Raw genomic sequence first — 17,983 nt, 5'->3', positions numbered from 1 at the left:
TCGTTCGCCTCGAAAGGCGGGGTAGTGACCATCGATGAACCAACCGTTCGCGAACGGCTGAAGGCGTTCGGCTTCTCCGACAAGGAGGTCGACACGTACGTCGCGCTCTTGGAACAGGGCGAGGCGAAAGCGAGCGACCTCGCCCAGCGCGCCGGCGTGTCCAAGCGCTACGTCTACAACGTCCTCGGGGAGTTCGAGGACCGCGGACTCGTCGAGGTCAACGACCACGAAACGCCGACGACGATTCGCGCCGTCGACCCGGCGGTCGTCGTCAGACAGCTCTCGAACCAGTTGTCCTCACTCGAAACGCAGCTCGAAGCCATCCACAACCCCGACCCCGGCGAGGACCGCCGCTACGAGGTCATCAAATCCAAGTCCACCGTCAAAAAACGCATCGCGTCGCTGGTACAGCAGGCCGAAAACGAGGTCAACGTGTCGGTGCCGGCGTCGTTGCTTCCGGACCTCGCGTCCGAGCTGGCGGCCGCCGTCGACCGGGGGGTGCTCACGCTCGTGCTCGCCAACGGCCACGGCGACGACGCCGTCTCCGAGTCGGCGTTGCAGGGACTCGGCAGTGTCGTCCGTTACTGGGCCGACGGCGGACCGATGCTCGTCTGCGTCGACCGGACCCACGGGCTGTTTTCCCCGCCGGAGTTCGTGATGGGACAGGGGTCGAACCATCAGGCGATTAGCTTCACGGAAGACCGTCTGTCACCCGCGCTCGTGGGGTCGTTCCTCGGCAACTACTGGCCGCTCGCAGAGGAGATTTACCTCCACGAACCCGACGAGCTTCCGGCGACGTACGACCGCTTCCGACACGCGATTTTCGCGGCGACCCGGTATCAGAAACGCGGCTACACGCTCGTCGCGGAGGTCGAACTCAGACCGGCGGACTCGGACGAGGCGTTCGAAACGCGCTCGGGGACGATTACCGACATCACGCAGGGGCTCGTGAAACCGACGACGAACTCGATTCCCATCGAGAACTCCTTCACCGTCGACGACGGCACCGAACGGCTGACCGTCGGCGGCCCCGGCGCGATTGTCGAACCGTACGAGGCCCGACGCGTGACGCTCGACGTCGTTGAGTCCGCCGGACAGTCGGTCTCGGAGCTCCTCGCCCGCTCGGACGCGTTCAATCGCTGACGTACCCGTCGGCGAACGCGCTGGCTGCGCACCCGAGCGCACGGCGCGACATCACCCGTGGTAGACTTCGTGTTGCCACAGCAGGGAGCGAGCGACGGCGACTCCCCACGTCACGGCGTCTTCGAGGGTCGTCCCCTTGCGGGTCGTCTCGACGATATACCCCGGGAGTCGCAAGTCGCCGTACGCCTTGTGGACGAACAGGGGTCGCGACCCGTTGAGCGAACCGCTCCAGTCGAAGTCGTAGTGCGACGGGTACGCCGAGCGGTCGATGTAGCAGTCGTTGACGTAGTCGCAGGCGTTGCCGGCGTTTTCGGGCGTGGCAGGCGTCGAGAAGACGGCCTGCCCGACTTTCCCGTCGTATCGGTAGATGCCGCTGGAGCTGTGGAGGTCGACGACCACGTCGGGGTCGTGCGACTGGAGTTCGTCCCAGAGCGCCCGCGCGAGCTTCGAGGTCGGCTCGGAGCCGGTGGGGAACTGGCGGTTCAGGTCGCCGTCTTCGGTGTACCGCGCGCCGATGCTGATTGCGGGCCTGTTGGCGCGGGGGACGACGACGAGTTTGCCGCCGGTCGGACGAAGGTGTCTGAGTTGGTCGGCGGCGTGGTAGCCCTGCGGTTCCTCGCCGTGGACGCCGCCGACGACGAACGCGGTCGGGCCGGGCTTGCCGGAGTCAATGACGTAGACGGGCGTCTCGTACTTCGTCCCGGGCAGCAGCGAGTGGGTGCTGACCGACCCCTCGTTGACGCGGTCGAGGCGGGTTTGAATCCAGCCGAGGATGTCGCCGTAGTTGCCGTATTTGTGGTCGCGGAGGAGTCGGACGCGGGGCACGCTGGGGATGCCGTAGCGGACGGCCTCGTCGGTGGCCGAGCGAACGAGGCTATCGTAGCGGTCCTCGTAGGCTCGGTTGGCGATTTTGGTGATGTTGCGGACGCCGGCGAGGTCCATGTAGGACTCCAACCGGGCGTGGGTGTAGGTTTTGGTGGTGAAGTTCCAGAACATGAACTCGAAGAACCGCCAGAAGTTCTCGGGTTCGACGTCCCAGACGCCGTGAGCCGCGCGAGCGGCGCGGGCTTCGCCCTCGTCGTCGCCGACGAGATACGCGTCGAGGTCGTCGGGGCGGTACGAGAGGAATCTGAGTTCGAGGTTGAGGTCGCCGGTGAGGACGTACTCGCGGACGGCGTCTTCGAGGTTGTGCTGGACGAAGTACTGCGAGGAGTCCGACAGGAAGTTGACGTAGACGACGAGGGTGGGGTTGTCCTCGTCGGTGCCCATCGTCGGGTAGAGTCTGTCGCGGAGGTACGGTGCGGTCCCGACGACGCCCGGCGAGAACGCCGCGGCGGCGTCATCGGCCGCGCCGAGGAGCGCCGTCCCCCCGTCAGCGGTCGCAAGCGAGCGACGGCCGAGCGCCCCTCGCCCCGACCCGCGAGTCGCAACTCGTTTGGCCGACCTGTCTGGGTTCTGACAGAGGGATTTGAGGTACTCGTGCACGGTGTTGGCACCTGTCTCCATAAACGAATATGAACTGACAAATAGGTGCTGGTACTATGCGATAAATCGAACAATCTCCCACTACAGGCCGATACTATGGTTATCCACACATATCAGAAAAATATTATTAATCGGCGCCACATTCCTTTTGTCATGTTGGCCAGTAGTAATTATTGCGTGGACGTGTAATGTCGGAAACAGCATCGCGAATCCGCGCCCTGCCTACCGAGCGCACACCTCGTCCAGAATGAGCGCGTCCCGCGCGATTCCGCCTGGACGGGTGAGCGGCAGGAGAGGCACCCAGTCGACGCCGCCGGCGGCCCGACGACGTAGCGTATCGAGCGCGCGGCGATGGGCCGCTGACCGACTCGCGCACATCGCGTGCGCAGTCTCGGGTCCAGCGCACGCACGCACCCACCTCCCCATCGACCAATGACAGACTCCTCAGATAGAAACGCAGCACGTACGGGACTCCCCGTGAACCGTCGGGACGTTCTCCGAAGCATCGGTTTGGCAGCACTGTTGTCGTCCGCGGGGACGACCGCGACCGCGACGCCGACGCAGACCGAGGGTGACGTCGCTCCAACCGAGGCGACGCCGCTCAGCGAGTATCGAGAGAACGTCGTCTGGTACCGCACTGGCGACAAATCCGGCCGAGAGAAGTTCAGAGCGGCCGTCTCCACCCCCGACGGCGGCGTCACGACGCTCGGCCTCGCCACCACGTCCGACGGCGGTGCGGAGTCGTGGCAGTACACCTGGGACGCCGACGGTGAGACGCGGTGGACGACCTCCCACGGTCAGGCCGGGTTCGATGTCGCGTACGGCGGTGCCCGGACCGCGACCAACGGCTACGTGCTGTGCGGAGCAACGGGGGGTCGCTGCGCCCAACAGATGTACGTCGTCGAGACCAATCGAAACGGTCGAGAACGGTGGACGCAACGGTTTCAGATCTCCTCGACCGCGGACGACCGCGCGAACGACGTCGTCCAGACGCCCGACGGCGGGTTCGTCGTCGCCGGAACCTCCGGCGGCCGCGCGGCGCTGGCGAAACTCGGCTCCGACGGCGCGGTTCGCTGGACGCGGACGTACGCGGGCGGGACGCGCACCGAGATCGCGTCCGTGACCCGGGCCCAAGACGGGTTCACGCTCGCGGGAACGCGCACGAGCGACGACGACACCACCGAGTTCCTCATGGTGCGAACCGACGCGGCGGGACGCGAGCGGTGGCGAACGTCCTACGCGGCGAACGAAGACAACCGCCTCGAAGAGTGTATCCGGGTCGACGGCGGCTACGTCCTCGCGGGGACGACGGGGGCAGCGGACGCCTTCACCACCGACGCGCTGTTCGTCAAGACCGCGGCCGACGGCGACGCGGTCTGGACGAAGACCCACGGCGAGGACGGTCAGGAGTTCACCGCCGACGGAATCGTCGCCCTCGAAGACGGCTACGCCGCGGTCGGAACCCGAAGCGTCGACGTCGTCGGTCCGCAGATGTGGCTCAACGGACTCGACGGGAGCGGGAACCGCACGTGGACGTACACGTTCGGGACCGAGCGCGCCGAACAGCCGCACGCAATCACGGCGATGGACGCGGAACACCTCGGCATCTGTGGCTCTCGGAACCCGCCTCAACGACGCGACGAGTACGACGGCTTCGTGGCGAAAGTGAGACTTCCGGAATAGGCGCAGTGGGGACTCACGGCCGACTATCGCAAATGAAGCACAGATCACGGCACGTTTTTTCTAATCAGAATTTTATTAGTTTTAATCAAAATGTATAAAGTGTTTTAAACTTCATGAATACAACAATGTATCGATGACTAACACGAATCCGGGTCCACCGACAGACTCGGACGACCCGCCGTCAGAGCGGTCTGACACCGACGGATATCTGGGCTCCACGTTGCCCCTGAGCCGTCGCGGGTTCCTGAAAGCGTCGAGTGTCGGCCTCGTCGGCGCGTTGCTGTGGAGTTATCTCCCCTCCGCGACGCCGTCGTCGCGGAAGACGCGGGCGACGTTCTACACCGACCGGAAGCGGCGGGCCGCCCGCGAGAACATCGACTCGCACGACTGGGCGCGGGCGAGACGCGACGGCGTCGTGTCGGCCGCAGACAAACTCCTCGACCAGTTCTCGCTCGACGACCTCTGGGAGTACGTCGGCTCACAGCACGTCCCTCGGACGGCGTGGCTCGCCGAGGGCACGGCGGGGAGCTACCCGTGGTCGAGCGCCTGGGCACCGAAGTCGCCGGCTTCGGGGGCCTCCTACGCGGCGAAGCCCGGTGCGAAGTGGAAGATATCCGACCGCGAGTACACGCTTCCGACGAACGACTTCGAGGCGTATCGCCGGAGCGGCCTCGACGAGTCGGGCGCGTTCGACCCGTCGCTCGCGGACCGGTCGCTCCTCGTCAACGAAGAACACCCCGAGATGGGTCCGAAGTGGGGCGTCGACGACGGCCTCGGCTGGGTCGACGAGAACGGCGACCTCGGCGACCCCGGCGTCCGGTGGACGCCGGTCGGGTGGGCCCACCACTGGAACGTCATCTACGGCATGCGCTCGATGCTCGACAACCTCTCGCACGCCTACCTCTACACCGAAGACCAGCGGTACGCACGCGCCGTCGCGGTGCTTCTCGACCGACTGGCCGACGTGTATCCGGACATGAGCCTCCAGGAGACGGTGTACTTCGACGACGGCGGGTACACGGAGGTAAACGGGCTTCCGAACCCGACCCACGGCGGGACGGGGCAGGGCAAACAGATCGGGTCGATTTGGGAGTCGTACTGGGTCAAAGCCGTCATGAAGGCCTACGACGCCGTCTTCCCCGCGCTCGACGTCGATTCCGAACTCACGCGCTTTCTCGACCGGAAGGCGACCGAGTACCCCTCGTTGCCAGCGAAGGACACCACGGACGCCGTCCGGTCGAACATCGAATCGGGGTTCATCAGGCAGATGCTCCCCGGCGTCAAGCGGGCGCAGATACGCGGCAACTTCGGGAGCCACCAGCAGACGGTGGCGCTCTCGGCGGTCGTTCAGGACGACCGAGACGGCTACACCGACGAGGCGCTCGACTTCCTGTTCAAAGCGGGAACGCTCGAAAAGGAAGACGACGGCACGGCGTTCGGCCGCTGGCGTCTCACCGGCGGCGAGGTGCTGTCGAAGCTCCTCGCCGACTTCGACCGCGACGGCTTCTCGAACGAGGCGAGCGTCCACTACAACAGCCTCGTCGCCCGGGCGTTCGAGGGCACCGCCGAGGTTCTCAACGGCTACGACGGCTATTCCGGTGCCGACCTGTATCGCACTCCGCTCGTCAGTCAGGCGTTCGAGACTCAGTCGCGGCTGACGTTCCTCAATCGGTACGTTCCGCGTATCGGCGACACCGCCGGGACGGGCAGTCCGGGGTTCGACGACATGATTCCCACGGCCACCCTGATTCGGGCGTACGTGAAATACGGGGGCGAAGGCCTCGTCAAGTGGCTGTATCACCGAAACGGGAACTCTGACGCGGGCCTCCGAGGCGACATCTTCGACCGGAACCCCGAGCAGATCGACTCCGCGCTCCAGACGGCGCTGGCCGCGACCGGGCCGCTGGACCTCGAAAGCACACAGCTCGCGGGTTACGGGTTCACGGCCCTCCGGGCGGGGTCGGCCGCCGACGGGACGGGGCGCGGGGTGTGGACGTACTACGGGCGGAACGCGTTCGGTCCGGACGACGGCTACGGGACGAGCCACTGCCACCGCGACACGCTCAACCTCGGCGTGTTCGGCCACGACCTGAACCTCTCGCCCGACCTCGGCTATCCGGAGGAGACCGGCGACTGGCCGAAGCGGTGGCACTGGACCGCCAACACGGTGAGCCACAACACCGTCGTCGTCAACGAGCGACAGCAGGACCGGCAGTGGGTCGCCGCCCCGAAGCGGTTCGACCACACGGACCGCGTCCAACTGTTCGACGTCGACGCCGCCGACGTGTACGAGGAGACCGACCGATACCGCAGAACGACCGCGCAGGTGACCATCGACGAGGCGAACTCGTACGCGGTGGACTTCTTCGCCGTCGCCGGCGGGACCGACCACCACTTCAGTTTCCACGGCCCGCCGACCCCGGGCGACCGCGTGACGTACGACCTTCGAGACGGCGTCTCGGAGTTCGTCGCCCGCGGCGGTGCGGGCGGCATCGAACCCTCGCGGGACGCCGCCGTCGACGGGTCGTGGTCGATACGCGTCTTCGACCCCTCCGACGAGTCGCACGACTGCCGTGGGCTGTCCGTCGCCGCGGGGTCCGACGCGGAGGCGCGGGTGTCTATCAACGCACAGCCGACCGGGACGGAGGCCTACTGGCAACACGTCCAAGCCATCTACCTCGGCCAAGACGAGCGCGGTCGACACGTCTGCGCGGGCGTCGGCAACCACGGTTCGGGTGACGACCCGCGGCTCGGGCTGTTCTACCCCGAGGCCAACACGTGGGCAGCGTCCACGTCAATCGACGGCTGGAGGAAGGGGGCGTGGTACTCGCTCACCGTCTCGACGGACGGGACGACCGTCGACGTCGCGCTCGAATCGCCCGACGGTACGACCCGCGCACGGGGGACCTACGAGTTACCGAGTGCGACCGACGACCGGGTCGGCATCTTCGGCGGACTCGGGACGCGCCAGACGGGGAGTCTCTACTTCGACGGGTTCACCGTCGACGGCACCGCGGTCGAACTCCTCCGGACGGAGTTCGAAGAACAGTCCGGTGTCTCGACCGAGCGGCTGCACCTCACGCCGCAAGACGGGGGGACGTACGCCGGTCGAGACGTTCAGAAGCCCGGCCCCGGGGAGCAGACGGAGTACGACGAGCGGGTCGGTAACGGCTTCAACTACCTCTCGGAGGTCGAGCGCGACCCCGACCCGGGCGACCGGTTCAGCGTCGAGTGGAACGCCCTCGACTACTGGGACGTCCGGCCGGCCGACGCCGACCCCGTCCGGATGCGCCTGACGATGCTGACGGCGTGCGACGACGTGGCAATCGCCACCGGCGACCCGCCACAGCGCTGGAACAACCCGGACTCGCTGAACTACCTCCTCGCCCACCGACGGCCCGAACGCGGCAGTTCGGTCTTCCGGTCAGTTATCGAATCGTACGAGGGCGAGCGAGCGATTGCCGACGTGACCGCCGTCCCCGTCGAGAGCGACGACCCGACCGCCCGCGCCGTGCAAGTCGAACTGAACGACGGCCGGACGGACTACGTCCTCTGTGCGACCGCTCGTCCCGACGGCGAACCGACCCAGCACACCGTCGACGGCGTCTTCTCCTGCGACGGCGCGTTCGCGGTCTACTCCGTCGACGACGCGGGGAATCACGAACACGCGTACCTCGTCGACGGGTCGTCGCTGACGGCCGACGGCGAGAGACTCATCGACCAACGGCCGCGTATCGAGGGGACCGTCGACGGCTTCACTCGAAGCCTCTCGCTCGACAACGAACTGCGCGTCAGCGTGTCGAACGGGCCGCTCGACCCCGGGCGCATCGAGAGCGCGGTCGGCTCGTGGGTGTACGCCGACGCGGTCGACGGCCGAAACGGCGCGTACGAAATCGTCGGCGTCGAGGACGCGACGAGCGCCGGGGCGACGCTCAAACTCGGCGAGCGGACGACGGTCAAACAGTTCCGCGACCCGAGTAACCCGGACGCGGGCTACGAGTACGTCCTCGAAGAAAACGGGCGGTTCGTCATCCCGCTGAGCGCCACGTGGTCGGGGTAGGAACCCGTCGGTCGCCCGCTCGCCGGCACGCGGACGCCGCTTCGCCGACGGGCGTCGCAGTGGCGGGCGCTAGCGTTTCAGTTCGAGAATCCACTCGCACTTCCCGCAGGCGTCTTGCCCGTCCGCTTGGCCTCGCCGCGCGTGACCTTGACGAAGTGACCTTCGCTGTGGCCGCCGCAGACGATTTCGCCGTCTCCGTCGAGTTCGTGATACGCGTAGCCGCCGGTGTACGCGCCGTTGGGCGTCGTCGCGACGCGGTCGTCGTCGTCGCGGGTGTCCTGTGCAGCGAGTTCGCTTCGCTGCTCGCTCGTGGGCTTCTGGTCGATATGCTCTCGCGTCGGCATCCGTGACTGGTACACTCGCCCGCCGGCATATGTTCATTACGGCCACGACAGGCGTCGAAGCTAGCGCGAGAACAACATCGCAGGAGAACGCCCGAAACCGCTCGTCAGTCTCAATCGGACGTATGTTTTTTCGGACGGTGCCCTCCCAAACCCATGAGTTCGTCTCGGGTCGAATCCAGTAGCGGTGCTTGGTCCAGCAACTGGTGTGAATCCGGTCCGTGGTGAGCCATGCCGTCGGAACGGACCTGTGAGCCCTATGTACCTCCAGAAGATTGTTGCGGTGACGAGGGCAAAACACGCCTGTCGTCGACTCGCCCGCCAAGACACGACCGAGAGGACAGTTCACCGAATCCGGTCGTACAGTTCGAGAACGGCGAGGGACCACACGAGCGCCCCGGTCAATCCGGGAAACGCCGATGCGTTCTGCGAGAGACCGAGACACTCCCCACCTTGCACTCCCGCGTTGAGGCCGAGGAAGAAGCCGTCGAACGACGCGACGGTCCTCGCGCGGACTCCCGCGTAGTGTTCGAGGACGACGAGTCCACATAGAAGAACGGGCGACCCGGCGAGGAGTGCGACCCCGATATGCACGAGGGAGGCCTCCCGGCCTACCGCCGACCCGACTACCAAAACGGACCGAAGGGCGCGACGAGGACGACGACGATGAGGGCGTACGTCCCAAGGCGTTTACCCGTCTCGACGAGTGGGCGTGTGTCGGTTATTCCGTACTCGTGTGTCGGCCATTCCGTACTCGTGTGTCGGTTCGGGCAGTGATATAAGTCAGAGCCGTCTCGTCGGGGGTGCTACTGTAGTCCCCGACCGGGCGGGTCTCCGAGTAGTCCCTGGCTTCGGACCAGGATGTACAGGAGGATCGGGCCGGCGACCAAGAACAACAAAAATAGCAGCCCGATGAGCTCCTTGAGTACCGACTGGACGGGAAGCACAATTCTCGTCTTCCTCCTGTCGTCGGAAAAGTCCCCCCCGTTTTGCGACGAGTCAGCGTACATCCACGTCAACTCCCGCAACAACGTGTCCGTCTCGGCCGCCGTCGCGACACCTCCAATTCGGCCGGCAATCGCGGCCATATTCGGTCGTCGTCGACGAACCCCCATTTCAGGTCGAACGCCCGAAAACGAGCGTTCAGAGGGCGACAGACGGGGAAGTGTGAACTGTCGTCGTCACGCGTCGCGAGCGCGTGCAGACGCCAACTCGGTCCCGATTCCCGATCGCGAAATCGGGGAGTACACCCCACGTTCGAGAGGGTGTGCTGGGGAATCGACGAATTCCAACCGTAGTCGAGCGACGATACGTGGCCGTCAAGACGGCACTTGCACGGAGGATAAGAACGGGCGAATCACCCCTGTGAGCGGTGTGGGGCGCTGTAGGCCGGAACCGGGTGGGTGACGAGTGCCACACAGCCGGCGTCGATGGCGACTCCGGATACGTCAGTGATCGACGCGAACCGAGTACACCTTTGCGGAGAATCGTCGTCCATGTACACCGTTGCGTATCGGGGTGTGTAGCGCGTGTGACCCGGTTCACCCTCGCCACTACGGTGTAGAATCGACGCAATTTTCGCTAGAGGTGTAGCACGATGGTCGGGTTGTTCGCGTGGTCGCTGTCGCGGATGACTGGTCGTCAAGCATGTCCAATTTTCGGTAGTAGCGGTGTTAGATTCTCCACAGGAATTGGACGCGGGAGTCTGTCGCAGGTGTGCTATCAGATACGAGTCCTCGATCAGGCGTTGTTCCCAGCGCATCACAGACGGGCTATCTGCACCACCTTTCGAACAGTAGGTGACGAACGCAACGGCCGGATTCATCCTGGCTCAAACGGGCGGGGAGTCCCTTGATTCCGTAGTATCGTCAACAGTTCACTACGTAGCAATCAGGTCAGCTATTATAAGTGCTTAACGTGGCCGACGGGGGCTATCGACTGTGGAACGATCACAACAGACGAGCGGTCTCGGTCGTCGAGCCGTCTTGGGCCTCACAGGTGGAACCGTCCTTGGACTCCTCGCAGGCACGGCTGTCGCGGGCGACAGCCAAGCGGTGAGTGGCTCCGAGACTGCGGGTGGAGTTTCGGGAGACGAGAACGTAACGCTCGAACAGATCGGCCGGTACGAGTCGGGGCTCTTCGACGAAGGTGGGGCCGAAATCATCGCCTACCACGCCCCCACACAGCGGCTGTTCGTGATCAACGCCGACCTCGGTGGCGTCGACGTCCTGGACGTCTCGGACCCAACTGCACCAGAGAAGGTCGGCGCACTCGACGCCGCGAGCGAACTCGACGGCGTGAGTTCCGCGAACAGCGTCGCGACGTCTGCCGACGTTGTCGCCGTGGCGCTCGAAGCAGAGGTCGCCCAGGACTCCGGGTTAGTCGGGCTCTACGACCCCGAGACGCTCGAACGCCTGGGGACCGCACCGGTCGGCCCGCTTCCGGACAAGGTCACATTCACCCCGGACGGAACGCGAGTGCTCGTCGCGAACGAGGGTGAGCCGACGGACAACTACGCGTACGACCCCCGCGGCTCCGTCAGCATCGTCAACGTCTCCGACGGCGCGGATACCCCCACGGTCAGCACCGCCGACTTCACCGCCTTCGACGGGAAACAAAAGCAGCTCCGAAAGCAGGGCATCCGCATCTTCGGCCCGAACGCGAGCGCGTCGCAGGATTTCGAGCCGGAGTATGTGACCGTGAGCGACGACTCGAAAACAGCGTGGGTTTCGCTGCAAGAGAACAACGCGATTGCGGAGATTGACATCGACACGGCGAAAATCAAGAATCTCCTGCCGTTGGGGTTCAAGGACTACAGTCTGGCCGGAAACGAACTCGATGCAAGCAACGAGGACGGTGGGGTCAACGTCCGGAACTGGCCGATCAACGGGATTCTCCAGCCGGACGCAATCGGCGCGTACAGCCCCGATGGCAAGACCTACCTCGTGACGGCCAACGAGGGCGACAGTCGCGATTACGACTCGTTCAGCGAGGAGGCGGAAATCTCTGACCTCCGACTTGACCCCGGAGCGTTCGACTTCGACGAGATCGAAGGCATCGACAGCGTCGAGGAACTCCAACAGCCCGAGAATCTCGGGGCCAAAGGCGTGACGACGACGCTCGGTGACGTCGACGGTGACGGGCGCTACGAGGAACTGTACGTCTTCGGCGGGCGGTCGTTCAGCATCTTCACGACGGACGGCGAGCGGGTGTTCGACAGCGGGAGCGACTTCGAAGACATCACCGCAGAGCGATTCGGCGACCAGTTTAACAACGACAACAACGAACACGACCCTGACGGCCGCAGCGACAACAAAGGCCCCGAGCCGGAAGGGCTCACAATCGGGCAGGTCGGCGACCGGTATTACGCGTTCATCGGACTCGAACGCGTCGGCGGCATCATGGTCTACGACATCACCGAGCCCGAGTGTGCCACGTTCGTCGAGTACGTCAACAACCGGGACTTCTCGGTCGACATCGAGTCGGCCATCGAAAACGGTGACGCCCCCGCTGGCGCTGCGGGCGACCTCGGCCCCGAGGGACTGGACTTCGCGACCGCCGAGGAGAGCCCGATTGACGACCCGCTCGTCTTCGTCGGCCACGAGATCAGCGGGACGACGGCGATATTCCGCGTGACGAGCGACGAGAGCGATGACGTTGTGGGATCGTGCAGCGCCGACTCGCGTGGGAACGGACACAAGAACGAACACGTCAACGAACCTGGAAACGGACACGAGAACGGAAACGCCAACGGTCGTGGAAACGGCCGGCGGTCGTAATGTAACGGCGGGTCGATGACAGTCTCCCCGACTTGAACACCGGGGGGTCGTATACGCACACGAAACACCAACGTACAGACAGTCTCCGTGTTCTCACCTTAGCGCCCGCCGAACACTCGTCGTGTCCACCTCGACGACCACCTCGTTCGTACGGAGCCACGGGGGCGTGAAGGGTGCGTCGTAGCGCAAGAGGCGGGGCTCACTTGTCGGTTCGATGCCGGCTTGCGCCAGCGTCTTCCGGAGGGTGCGTTCTTTCAGCGAGACGCGGACGCTCGGAGCCCACCACGAAAAGCGGAGGACGGCCAGCGTCCGTGGCGGGTCGACGACGAGCTTCACGTCATCGTTCGTTGGTTCCGGAGCGGTCTCCGGCGTGTACGTTGCAGGGAGGAAAAACGACATCGTCGCACCGTCTTCTCGGGTTGTCTCGACGGGGGCGGTCATCGAGATCGACTCGCCCGTCACGCTGGCCCCGTCATCGGCGTCTCCGGTGGCTCTCGTGTCCGCGCCCGTTTCGACGGGCGTGGTCATCGAGACGGACGTGCCGCCTTCGTTCGCGCCGTCGATGTAGTTGAACAGGCGGAAAAACGCCTCTCGGCCGTTAGACGCGGTGGTCCGGACGCGAATCGTCTCCGGGTATCGCCGGAGTTCGACACCATCGATTCGCTCAACCGTCTTGTAGGGGACTCGTTCAGTCCCGCGGTTGTTCACGAGGTCGACGGCCGTCCAGACTGCTGCGGTGGCCAGTCCCACGCCGACGATGCCCGCACCCAACTTCGTTTTCGTCTTCCAATCCATGTCCTGTGTAGGCGACGCGACTGCAAAAGCCATCTTGTGTGGCTCTGCGTTCCGCTCGCGTCGACTTCGGCTGTGAACACGGTCGAGCAGGGCGATAACAGATGAAGTCGTGGGGGTGGGTGGTGTCGCGAATGTCGAACCAGATGGAGTACTGGTTCGAGCGTGACGTTCCACTCGCGGTCCTGAGACGCTCCGCATTCGTCGTTTCGGGAGTTTCGAGTTGTTACTACGCCAAGTCCAGGTGACTGACTGAGTCGGGTTCGCATGCGTTCGAGCGAGTGCCACCGTCGTATGGCTATCCTCTCCCGTGGATGTAGTCGCGTCCTACCGAGACTGAAGAGCCGATTCCAAGCGTGTGAGCGCTTGAAACGTGCTGAAACAGATGAAGTCGTGGGGGTTCGGTACTGCTTCACATCGCCAGAACGAATTCGCTGGCATCTCCGAATCCTCGGTGTGGACGTTCAATACGGTCTGCTCTCTCCCTCCACGACTTCATCTGTTCTTGCGGAACGTCTGCATCTTCGGCAGCGACTGCATCACGAAGCCTTCGCTTCAGATGGGTCGTGGGTGTTGGATATCGCAGGTTGAAGGCCACGAGAAGCGTCTAAACTCAACTGAAGCCCGGCGAGTACGAGCGTGCGGATGCCTGCCGTGTCCGATAGCGTGAGGAATCCTCGTGTGGAGAGCCGGTCAAGCGGGGTATCTGCGTTTAGCGCGCGTTTTCCCTCGGGCGAGAGGGGCCAGTCCGACGCTGGATGGTTAATGTAGTACAGGGTGATCGAGTCGGGATACGTCTCTGTGGCCACGACGTCGATTGCCTGTAACTCCTGTAACCGATTTCGAACTGTTGCCCTGCTCACTTCGGGTTTGATTCGTGCGTGCAGTTGCCGGAGGGAGAAGAACGGTCGATCGGACTCGATCATCGTCTCAACGACGTGCTCTTGTGTGAGCGTGTTGTCGAGGTTCCGATCGATTCGTTCATCGATCCATGACGGGGGCGTGGACACGGATCCACCGTTGTCGACGGGGATTATTAAATCGAGACGGGTTTTTCGACCCCACGAACCGCCGTTTCACGGCCGTGAAACGCCCCGTCACCGCTGTGAGAACGGTCTTCCGGATGGACACCGAGACTTCGATACTGGTTGTGGTAGTCGGTACCGTCGTTCACTCGACTCTGTGTCTATCGTTGTCGAAAGACATCACGCGCGTTCTAGTGTCGATGCGGACTCCGATGTGGACGACGGGATTCCTGAGGCGTCGCAACCCTCACGGAAATGACCTTGGATCGATTTTATCCCGGAGCGCTACCCGAAACCACCCAGTATGGCTCGTGACCGACTCCTGAGCGCCGAGACGAAGACGACGCTCGTGTTCATGTTCTTCGGACTCACTGCCTGGTATCTGGCACAGGAGTATCTGGGAAATGGACTTGTGGAACTCGTTGCGCTGTTCGGTGTGGGTATTGTGCTTCCCACAGTAATTAACGAACTCCGTCGGCAGTCCAACGGGTGAGGTGGCGACGTTCTCGGGTGGGTTGTGGTTGGGCGTCACCACAGGTCCAGTTCGTACGTCAAGAGATATCCGAGAGCCAGCGCGGTGAGCACACCCAGATTGACATCCTCCCCGCCCTGAAGGGCGAGGATTCCCGAGCGTTGGGATATTAGGGTTCGCAACCTACCTGTTCCCTCGGGTGGAACGACCCGGAGGTTTGGTTGAACAGGTAGGCTACTGGCCGTGCCAAACGACCGTTACTCATATCCCTAGTTGGGGGATTCTGAGTTATCTTTCTGCGAATATTCACTGCACCGTTCACGTCTGCGTTCATCGTCGTCCCGCACGACTCGCAGACGTACAGGCCACGCTCCACGCGATTCGCATCACGCTTCCGACCACAGCACGAACACGTCTTCGACGTGTCTCGTTCGCTCGTTCGGTCAACGAGGATGCCGTGTTCCTCTGCCTTGTATTCGAGCAAGGTCGTGAAGCGGTCGAACTCCCATCCGTGGAGTTTCTTGTTTCCACGCTTGCCCCAGTTCCGAGACTCACCATTTTCGTCTTCTCGAATCTCGCTCAAGTCACCGATGGCGATGTGGCCTACCTCATGGTCGATGCACCGTTCAACGATGTGTTTGGCGAGGGCGTGCAGGAAGTGGTCTTTCCGCTGAGACAACTTCTGTCGGGCACGGAGAGCACGTCGTGACGGGCCGTTTTCGCCTTCCGTGTCGTACTCGTCGCGGGTGAAGTAGTGCTTGTCTTGCTTCAGGACGTTCCCCGGATACAACTCCGCATCACCGTCGTCATAGGCGATAGCGAGGTAGTTCTTGATGCCGAGGTCGATTCCAGCGGTGTTGTCGCCGGGTGCGTCCTCTACGGGGATTTCGACTTTGCAGACGAGGTGGAGTTCCCAGTGGTCGCCGTTCCACACGGCCCGCACTTGCTGGATGTTCTCCACGGTCACGTCGGGGCGTGTTTCGTACTCGCAGAGGATGAAGTCCGAACGGTGAGTCTTCAGGTTGAACCCCTTGCTCAGACGGAGTTGATTGTGCTTGGTGTCGTGCCTGATGCCCTTTTGCTTCCACGTCACGGTGGAGCGCGGGTGTTCGTCGCCGTGTTTGCGATAGCCGGGTGGGTTGGCGTCCTCGTCTCCTCGTTGGCGTGCTTTGTACCAACTTGTGAACGACTCAGCAAGTTCTTCAAGAACTCGCTGACTTGACTGAGAATGTAGGTCACTGTATCGTTCGTGTTCCTTGAGTTCGGATTTGAGTTCGCCGTCGTCGGGGATTTCCCCGTCTTCATCCCATCGGCCTTGCGTGTAGTATCGGGCGACATTCCACAGTTTCGACGCGGAGAACCCGCACTGGTCGAGGTCGTCGCTCACCTGTTGGTGGTTGACGATTTTCGCTCGATAAGTGCGGGTTGTCTCCAGCATCGGACTGAGTCCATAACCAGTTATGGAAATTCAGGTATTAAAAGTGACGACTGAACGTAGAATATCCAACAGGACCATCGAGCGTGATTAGTGGAGGAATTGTCGGCTGTATCCCCGCCCTGAAGGGCGGGGTTTTAGCCTTGTAACTTCCATAACGATGGTGCCAGCAAGACGGCGGCGTAGGTCAGGGTTGCCGAGGAGGGCACGGCGGACATCCATAGAGAATCAATGCCCGGAGATTCGGTTAAATGGTTTGATGTCAACTGGCTATCCTTTACTGAGCGATTCCTGAGTTCCCTGTATTGAGCGATCCGTGAGTCCCCTGTACTGAGCGGTTGAAGGTGGGAAACTATCAATTGCGGAGGATTTCAACAGAGCCGTGGGTTTGTGTACACTGAGCGAACCCCCATCGTATCTCCACAGAACCCGGAGAAATTGACGCACCGGTGTAGCAGCACGAAATAGCTATCTACGTGTCTACGAGACCATCGAGTACCGATGGCTCCACCCCTACCCGCACGCGACACACTCCCCGACGAACTCCTCGAACGGGACCACTGGGTGGGATGGCGTAAACAGACACGCGGTGGGGCCGAAACGAAGGTTCCAGTCTCGGTGAACGGCGGCTACGCTTCTGCAACCGATGCGGCGACGTGGACGACGTTCGACGACGCGCTCGCGTATGCAACAGATGGCGCGGCAGATGGTGTCGGCTTCGTGTTCAGTACTGACGACCCGTATGTTGGTGTCGATCTCGACAAATGCCGCAGTCGTAAAACGGGCGAGACAGACGAATGGGCCACAGAGATCATCGACCAGCTTGCGTCATATACAGAGGTTAGTCCGTCAGGAACGGGCTATCACGTCATCGTCCGTGGATCACTACCGCCAGGTGGCAACCGAACAGGGAACCTCGAACTCTACGAAGACTCACGATTCTTTACGGTGACTGGTGACCACGTCGACGAGACGCCCACGACAGTTGCTGACCGAACGGACGAACTCACCGAAATCCACGGTGCGTACTTCGAGACACAACATACCCAGCGTGACCAACACACATCGAACACAGACAGCACGATTCAGGAACCGAGTGCTGTCGACACGCCAGGAAACGACCTCACCGACGAAGATGTGGTCGAACGTGCATCGAACGCAGCAAACGGCCTGAAATTCAGCCGACTGTGGAAAGGTGACACGAGCGCGTACGACAGCCACTCAGAAGCAGACATGGCGCTGTGTTCGATCCTCGCGTTTTGGACAGGTGGCGACGCAGCACAGATAGACCGGCTTCTCCGAGACTCTGGACTGTATCGCAAGAAATGGGATGACGTTCATTTCGCCGATGGGTCAACATACGGAGAAAAGACCATTGAGCGGGCGGTTTCAGGCACGTCCGAGTTTTATGACCCCTCACAGTGGTCGACTACAGCCGGCCGTTCAACGTCGACCACAGACCCCGCCCGAGATGGAACTGGACGTGGGGACTACCAGCCACCACGTAAGCCGACATCGGCCACACCAACCGACAGTGAAAAGACAGTCGCAGCTCGGGATACCAGCACTCTCGAACGACTCAAAGACCTGCAGAGTCATCTCGAAGCGACACTCGCAGAGAACGAACGATTGCAAGCGGAGTTGGAAACCGAACGCGAACGGCGACGTGAACTCGAAGCGGCGGTCGCTGCGGAAGGCGAGACAGACGAGAGTGGTCGTGGGTGGTCGCTGTTTGGGTGGTTCAGACGGTAGCCCAGCCCTGTTTCGT

The 17,983-nt window shown here is 62.9% G+C and carries 12 protein-coding genes and 1 pseudogene; 6 read left to right on the top strand and 7 right to left on the bottom strand.

The genetic code is table 11. From position 1 onward, the window contains the following. Window positions 1-24 precede the first annotated feature (24 nt). Complete coding sequence (locus ATB1_RS14940) at window positions 25-1,143, top strand: TrmB family transcriptional regulator sugar-binding domain-containing protein (protein ID WP_042665121.1); 1,119 nt, start codon at window positions 25-27, stop codon at window positions 1,141-1,143. Between the two features lie 51 nt (window positions 1,144-1,194). On the opposite strand, the gene ATB1_RS19955 is transcribed toward ATB1_RS14940, so the two are convergent. Next, the gene (locus tag ATB1_RS19955; RefSeq protein WP_052368033.1) at window positions 1,195-2,412 is read right to left on the bottom strand and encodes a succinylglutamate desuccinylase/aspartoacylase family protein; all 1,218 of its coding nucleotides are present in this window, start codon (window positions 2,410-2,412) and stop codon (window positions 1,195-1,197) included. 648 nt (window positions 2,413-3,060) lie between these two features. Here ATB1_RS19955 and ATB1_RS14930 point away from each other — a divergent pair. Together ATB1_RS14930 and ATB1_RS14925 are read left to right on the top strand one after the other, a co-directional pair. After that, complete coding sequence (locus ATB1_RS14930; RefSeq protein ID WP_157837756.1) at window positions 3,061-4,311, top strand: hypothetical protein; 1,251 nt, start codon at window positions 3,061-3,063, stop codon at window positions 4,309-4,311. 133 nt (window positions 4,312-4,444) lie between these two features. Next, window positions 4,445-8,371 carry a heparinase II/III family protein gene (locus tag ATB1_RS14925; RefSeq protein ID WP_042665119.1) on the top strand — a complete coding sequence of 1,309 codons (3,927 nt, stop codon included), beginning with the start codon at window positions 4,445-4,447 and terminating at the stop codon, window positions 8,369-8,371. 77 nt (window positions 8,372-8,448) lie between these two features. Here the strand turns inward: ATB1_RS14925 and ATB1_RS14920 are convergent, their stop codons facing one another. The 3 genes from ATB1_RS14920 to ATB1_RS14910 form a co-directional block, all read right to left on the bottom strand. Further along, window positions 8,449-8,715, bottom strand: a complete 267-nt coding sequence (locus ATB1_RS14920; RefSeq protein ID WP_241768285.1) for a hypothetical protein — start codon at window positions 8,713-8,715, stop codon at window positions 8,449-8,451. A 342-nt stretch (window positions 8,716-9,057) separates the two neighbouring features. Then, complete coding sequence (locus tag ATB1_RS14915) at window positions 9,058-9,306, bottom strand: hypothetical protein (RefSeq protein ID WP_241768284.1); 249 nt, start codon at window positions 9,304-9,306, stop codon at window positions 9,058-9,060. A gap of 212 nt (window positions 9,307-9,518) precedes the next feature. Beyond that, on the bottom strand, window positions 9,519-9,800 hold the full coding sequence (locus ATB1_RS14910; RefSeq protein ID WP_042665116.1) for a hypothetical protein: 282 nt from the start codon (window positions 9,798-9,800) through the stop codon (window positions 9,519-9,521). Between the two features lie 852 nt (window positions 9,801-10,652). Between ATB1_RS14910 and ATB1_RS14905 the strand changes: the two genes are divergently transcribed. Next, window positions 10,653-12,491, top strand: coding sequence for a choice-of-anchor I family protein (locus ATB1_RS14905; protein WP_241768283.1), 1,839 nt, complete (start codon window positions 10,653-10,655; stop codon window positions 12,489-12,491). A gap of 93 nt (window positions 12,492-12,584) precedes the next feature. Here the strand turns inward: ATB1_RS14905 and ATB1_RS14900 are convergent, their stop codons facing one another. Continuing rightward, window positions 12,585-13,286 carry a heme-binding protein gene (locus tag ATB1_RS14900; RefSeq protein WP_042665113.1) on the bottom strand — a complete coding sequence of 234 codons (702 nt, stop codon included), beginning with the start codon at window positions 13,284-13,286 and terminating at the stop codon, window positions 12,585-12,587. A gap of 605 nt (window positions 13,287-13,891) precedes the next feature. Next, window positions 13,892-14,293 (bottom strand): annotated as a pseudogene (locus ATB1_RS14895) (hypothetical protein); the annotation flags it as partial. 319 nt (window positions 14,294-14,612) lie between these two features. On the opposite strand from ATB1_RS14895, the gene ATB1_RS14890 reads away from it, so the two are divergent. After that, a complete protein-coding gene (locus ATB1_RS14890; RefSeq protein WP_042665110.1) occupies window positions 14,613-14,801 on the top strand; it encodes a hypothetical protein in 189 nt (62 codons plus the stop codon). Between the two features lie 148 nt (window positions 14,802-14,949). Here the strand turns inward: ATB1_RS14890 and ATB1_RS14885 are convergent, their stop codons facing one another. Further along, complete coding sequence (locus tag ATB1_RS14885; RefSeq protein ID WP_042665107.1) at window positions 14,950-16,218, bottom strand: RNA-guided endonuclease TnpB family protein; 1,269 nt, start codon at window positions 16,216-16,218, stop codon at window positions 14,950-14,952. Window positions 16,219-16,716: 498 nt separating this feature from the next. Here ATB1_RS14885 and ATB1_RS14880 point away from each other — a divergent pair, with 498 nt between their 5' ends. Continuing rightward, window positions 16,717-17,967 carry a bacteriophage-like protein gene (locus tag ATB1_RS14880; RefSeq protein WP_042665104.1) on the top strand — a complete coding sequence of 417 codons (1,251 nt, stop codon included), beginning with the start codon at window positions 16,717-16,719 and terminating at the stop codon, window positions 17,965-17,967. The last annotated feature ends 16 nt before the right edge of the window (window positions 17,968-17,983 follow it).

It is taken from the genome of Haloferax sp. ATB1 (assembly GCF_000730175.1).
This window is presented reverse-complemented; position numbering and strand designations above follow the sequence as displayed.

Coding starts and splice junctions, on each gene's coding strand:
- ATB1_RS14880 (WP_042665104.1), top strand. CDS start 16,717: ATGGCTCCACCCCTACCCGCACGCGACACACTCCCCGACGAACTCCTC.
- ATB1_RS14890 (WP_042665110.1), top strand. CDS start 14,613: ATGGCTCGTGACCGACTCCTGAGCGCCGAGACGAAGACGACGCTCGTG.
- ATB1_RS14885 (WP_042665107.1), bottom strand. CDS start 16,218: ATGCTGGAGACAACCCGCACTTATCGAGCGAAAATCGTCAACCACCAA.
- ATB1_RS14925 (WP_042665119.1), top strand. CDS start 4,445: ATGACTAACACGAATCCGGGTCCACCGACAGACTCGGACGACCCGCCG.
- ATB1_RS14900 (WP_042665113.1), bottom strand. CDS start 13,286: ATGGATTGGAAGACGAAAACGAAGTTGGGTGCGGGCATCGTCGGCGTG.
- ATB1_RS14930 (WP_157837756.1), top strand. CDS start 3,061: ATGACAGACTCCTCAGATAGAAACGCAGCACGTACGGGACTCCCCGTG.
- ATB1_RS14920 (WP_241768285.1), bottom strand. CDS start 8,715: ATGCCGACGCGAGAGCATATCGACCAGAAGCCCACGAGCGAGCAGCGA.
- ATB1_RS14910 (WP_042665116.1), bottom strand. CDS start 9,800: ATGGCCGCGATTGCCGGCCGAATTGGAGGTGTCGCGACGGCGGCCGAG.
- ATB1_RS19955 (WP_052368033.1), bottom strand. CDS start 2,412: ATGGGCACCGACGAGGACAACCCCACCCTCGTCGTCTACGTCAACTTC.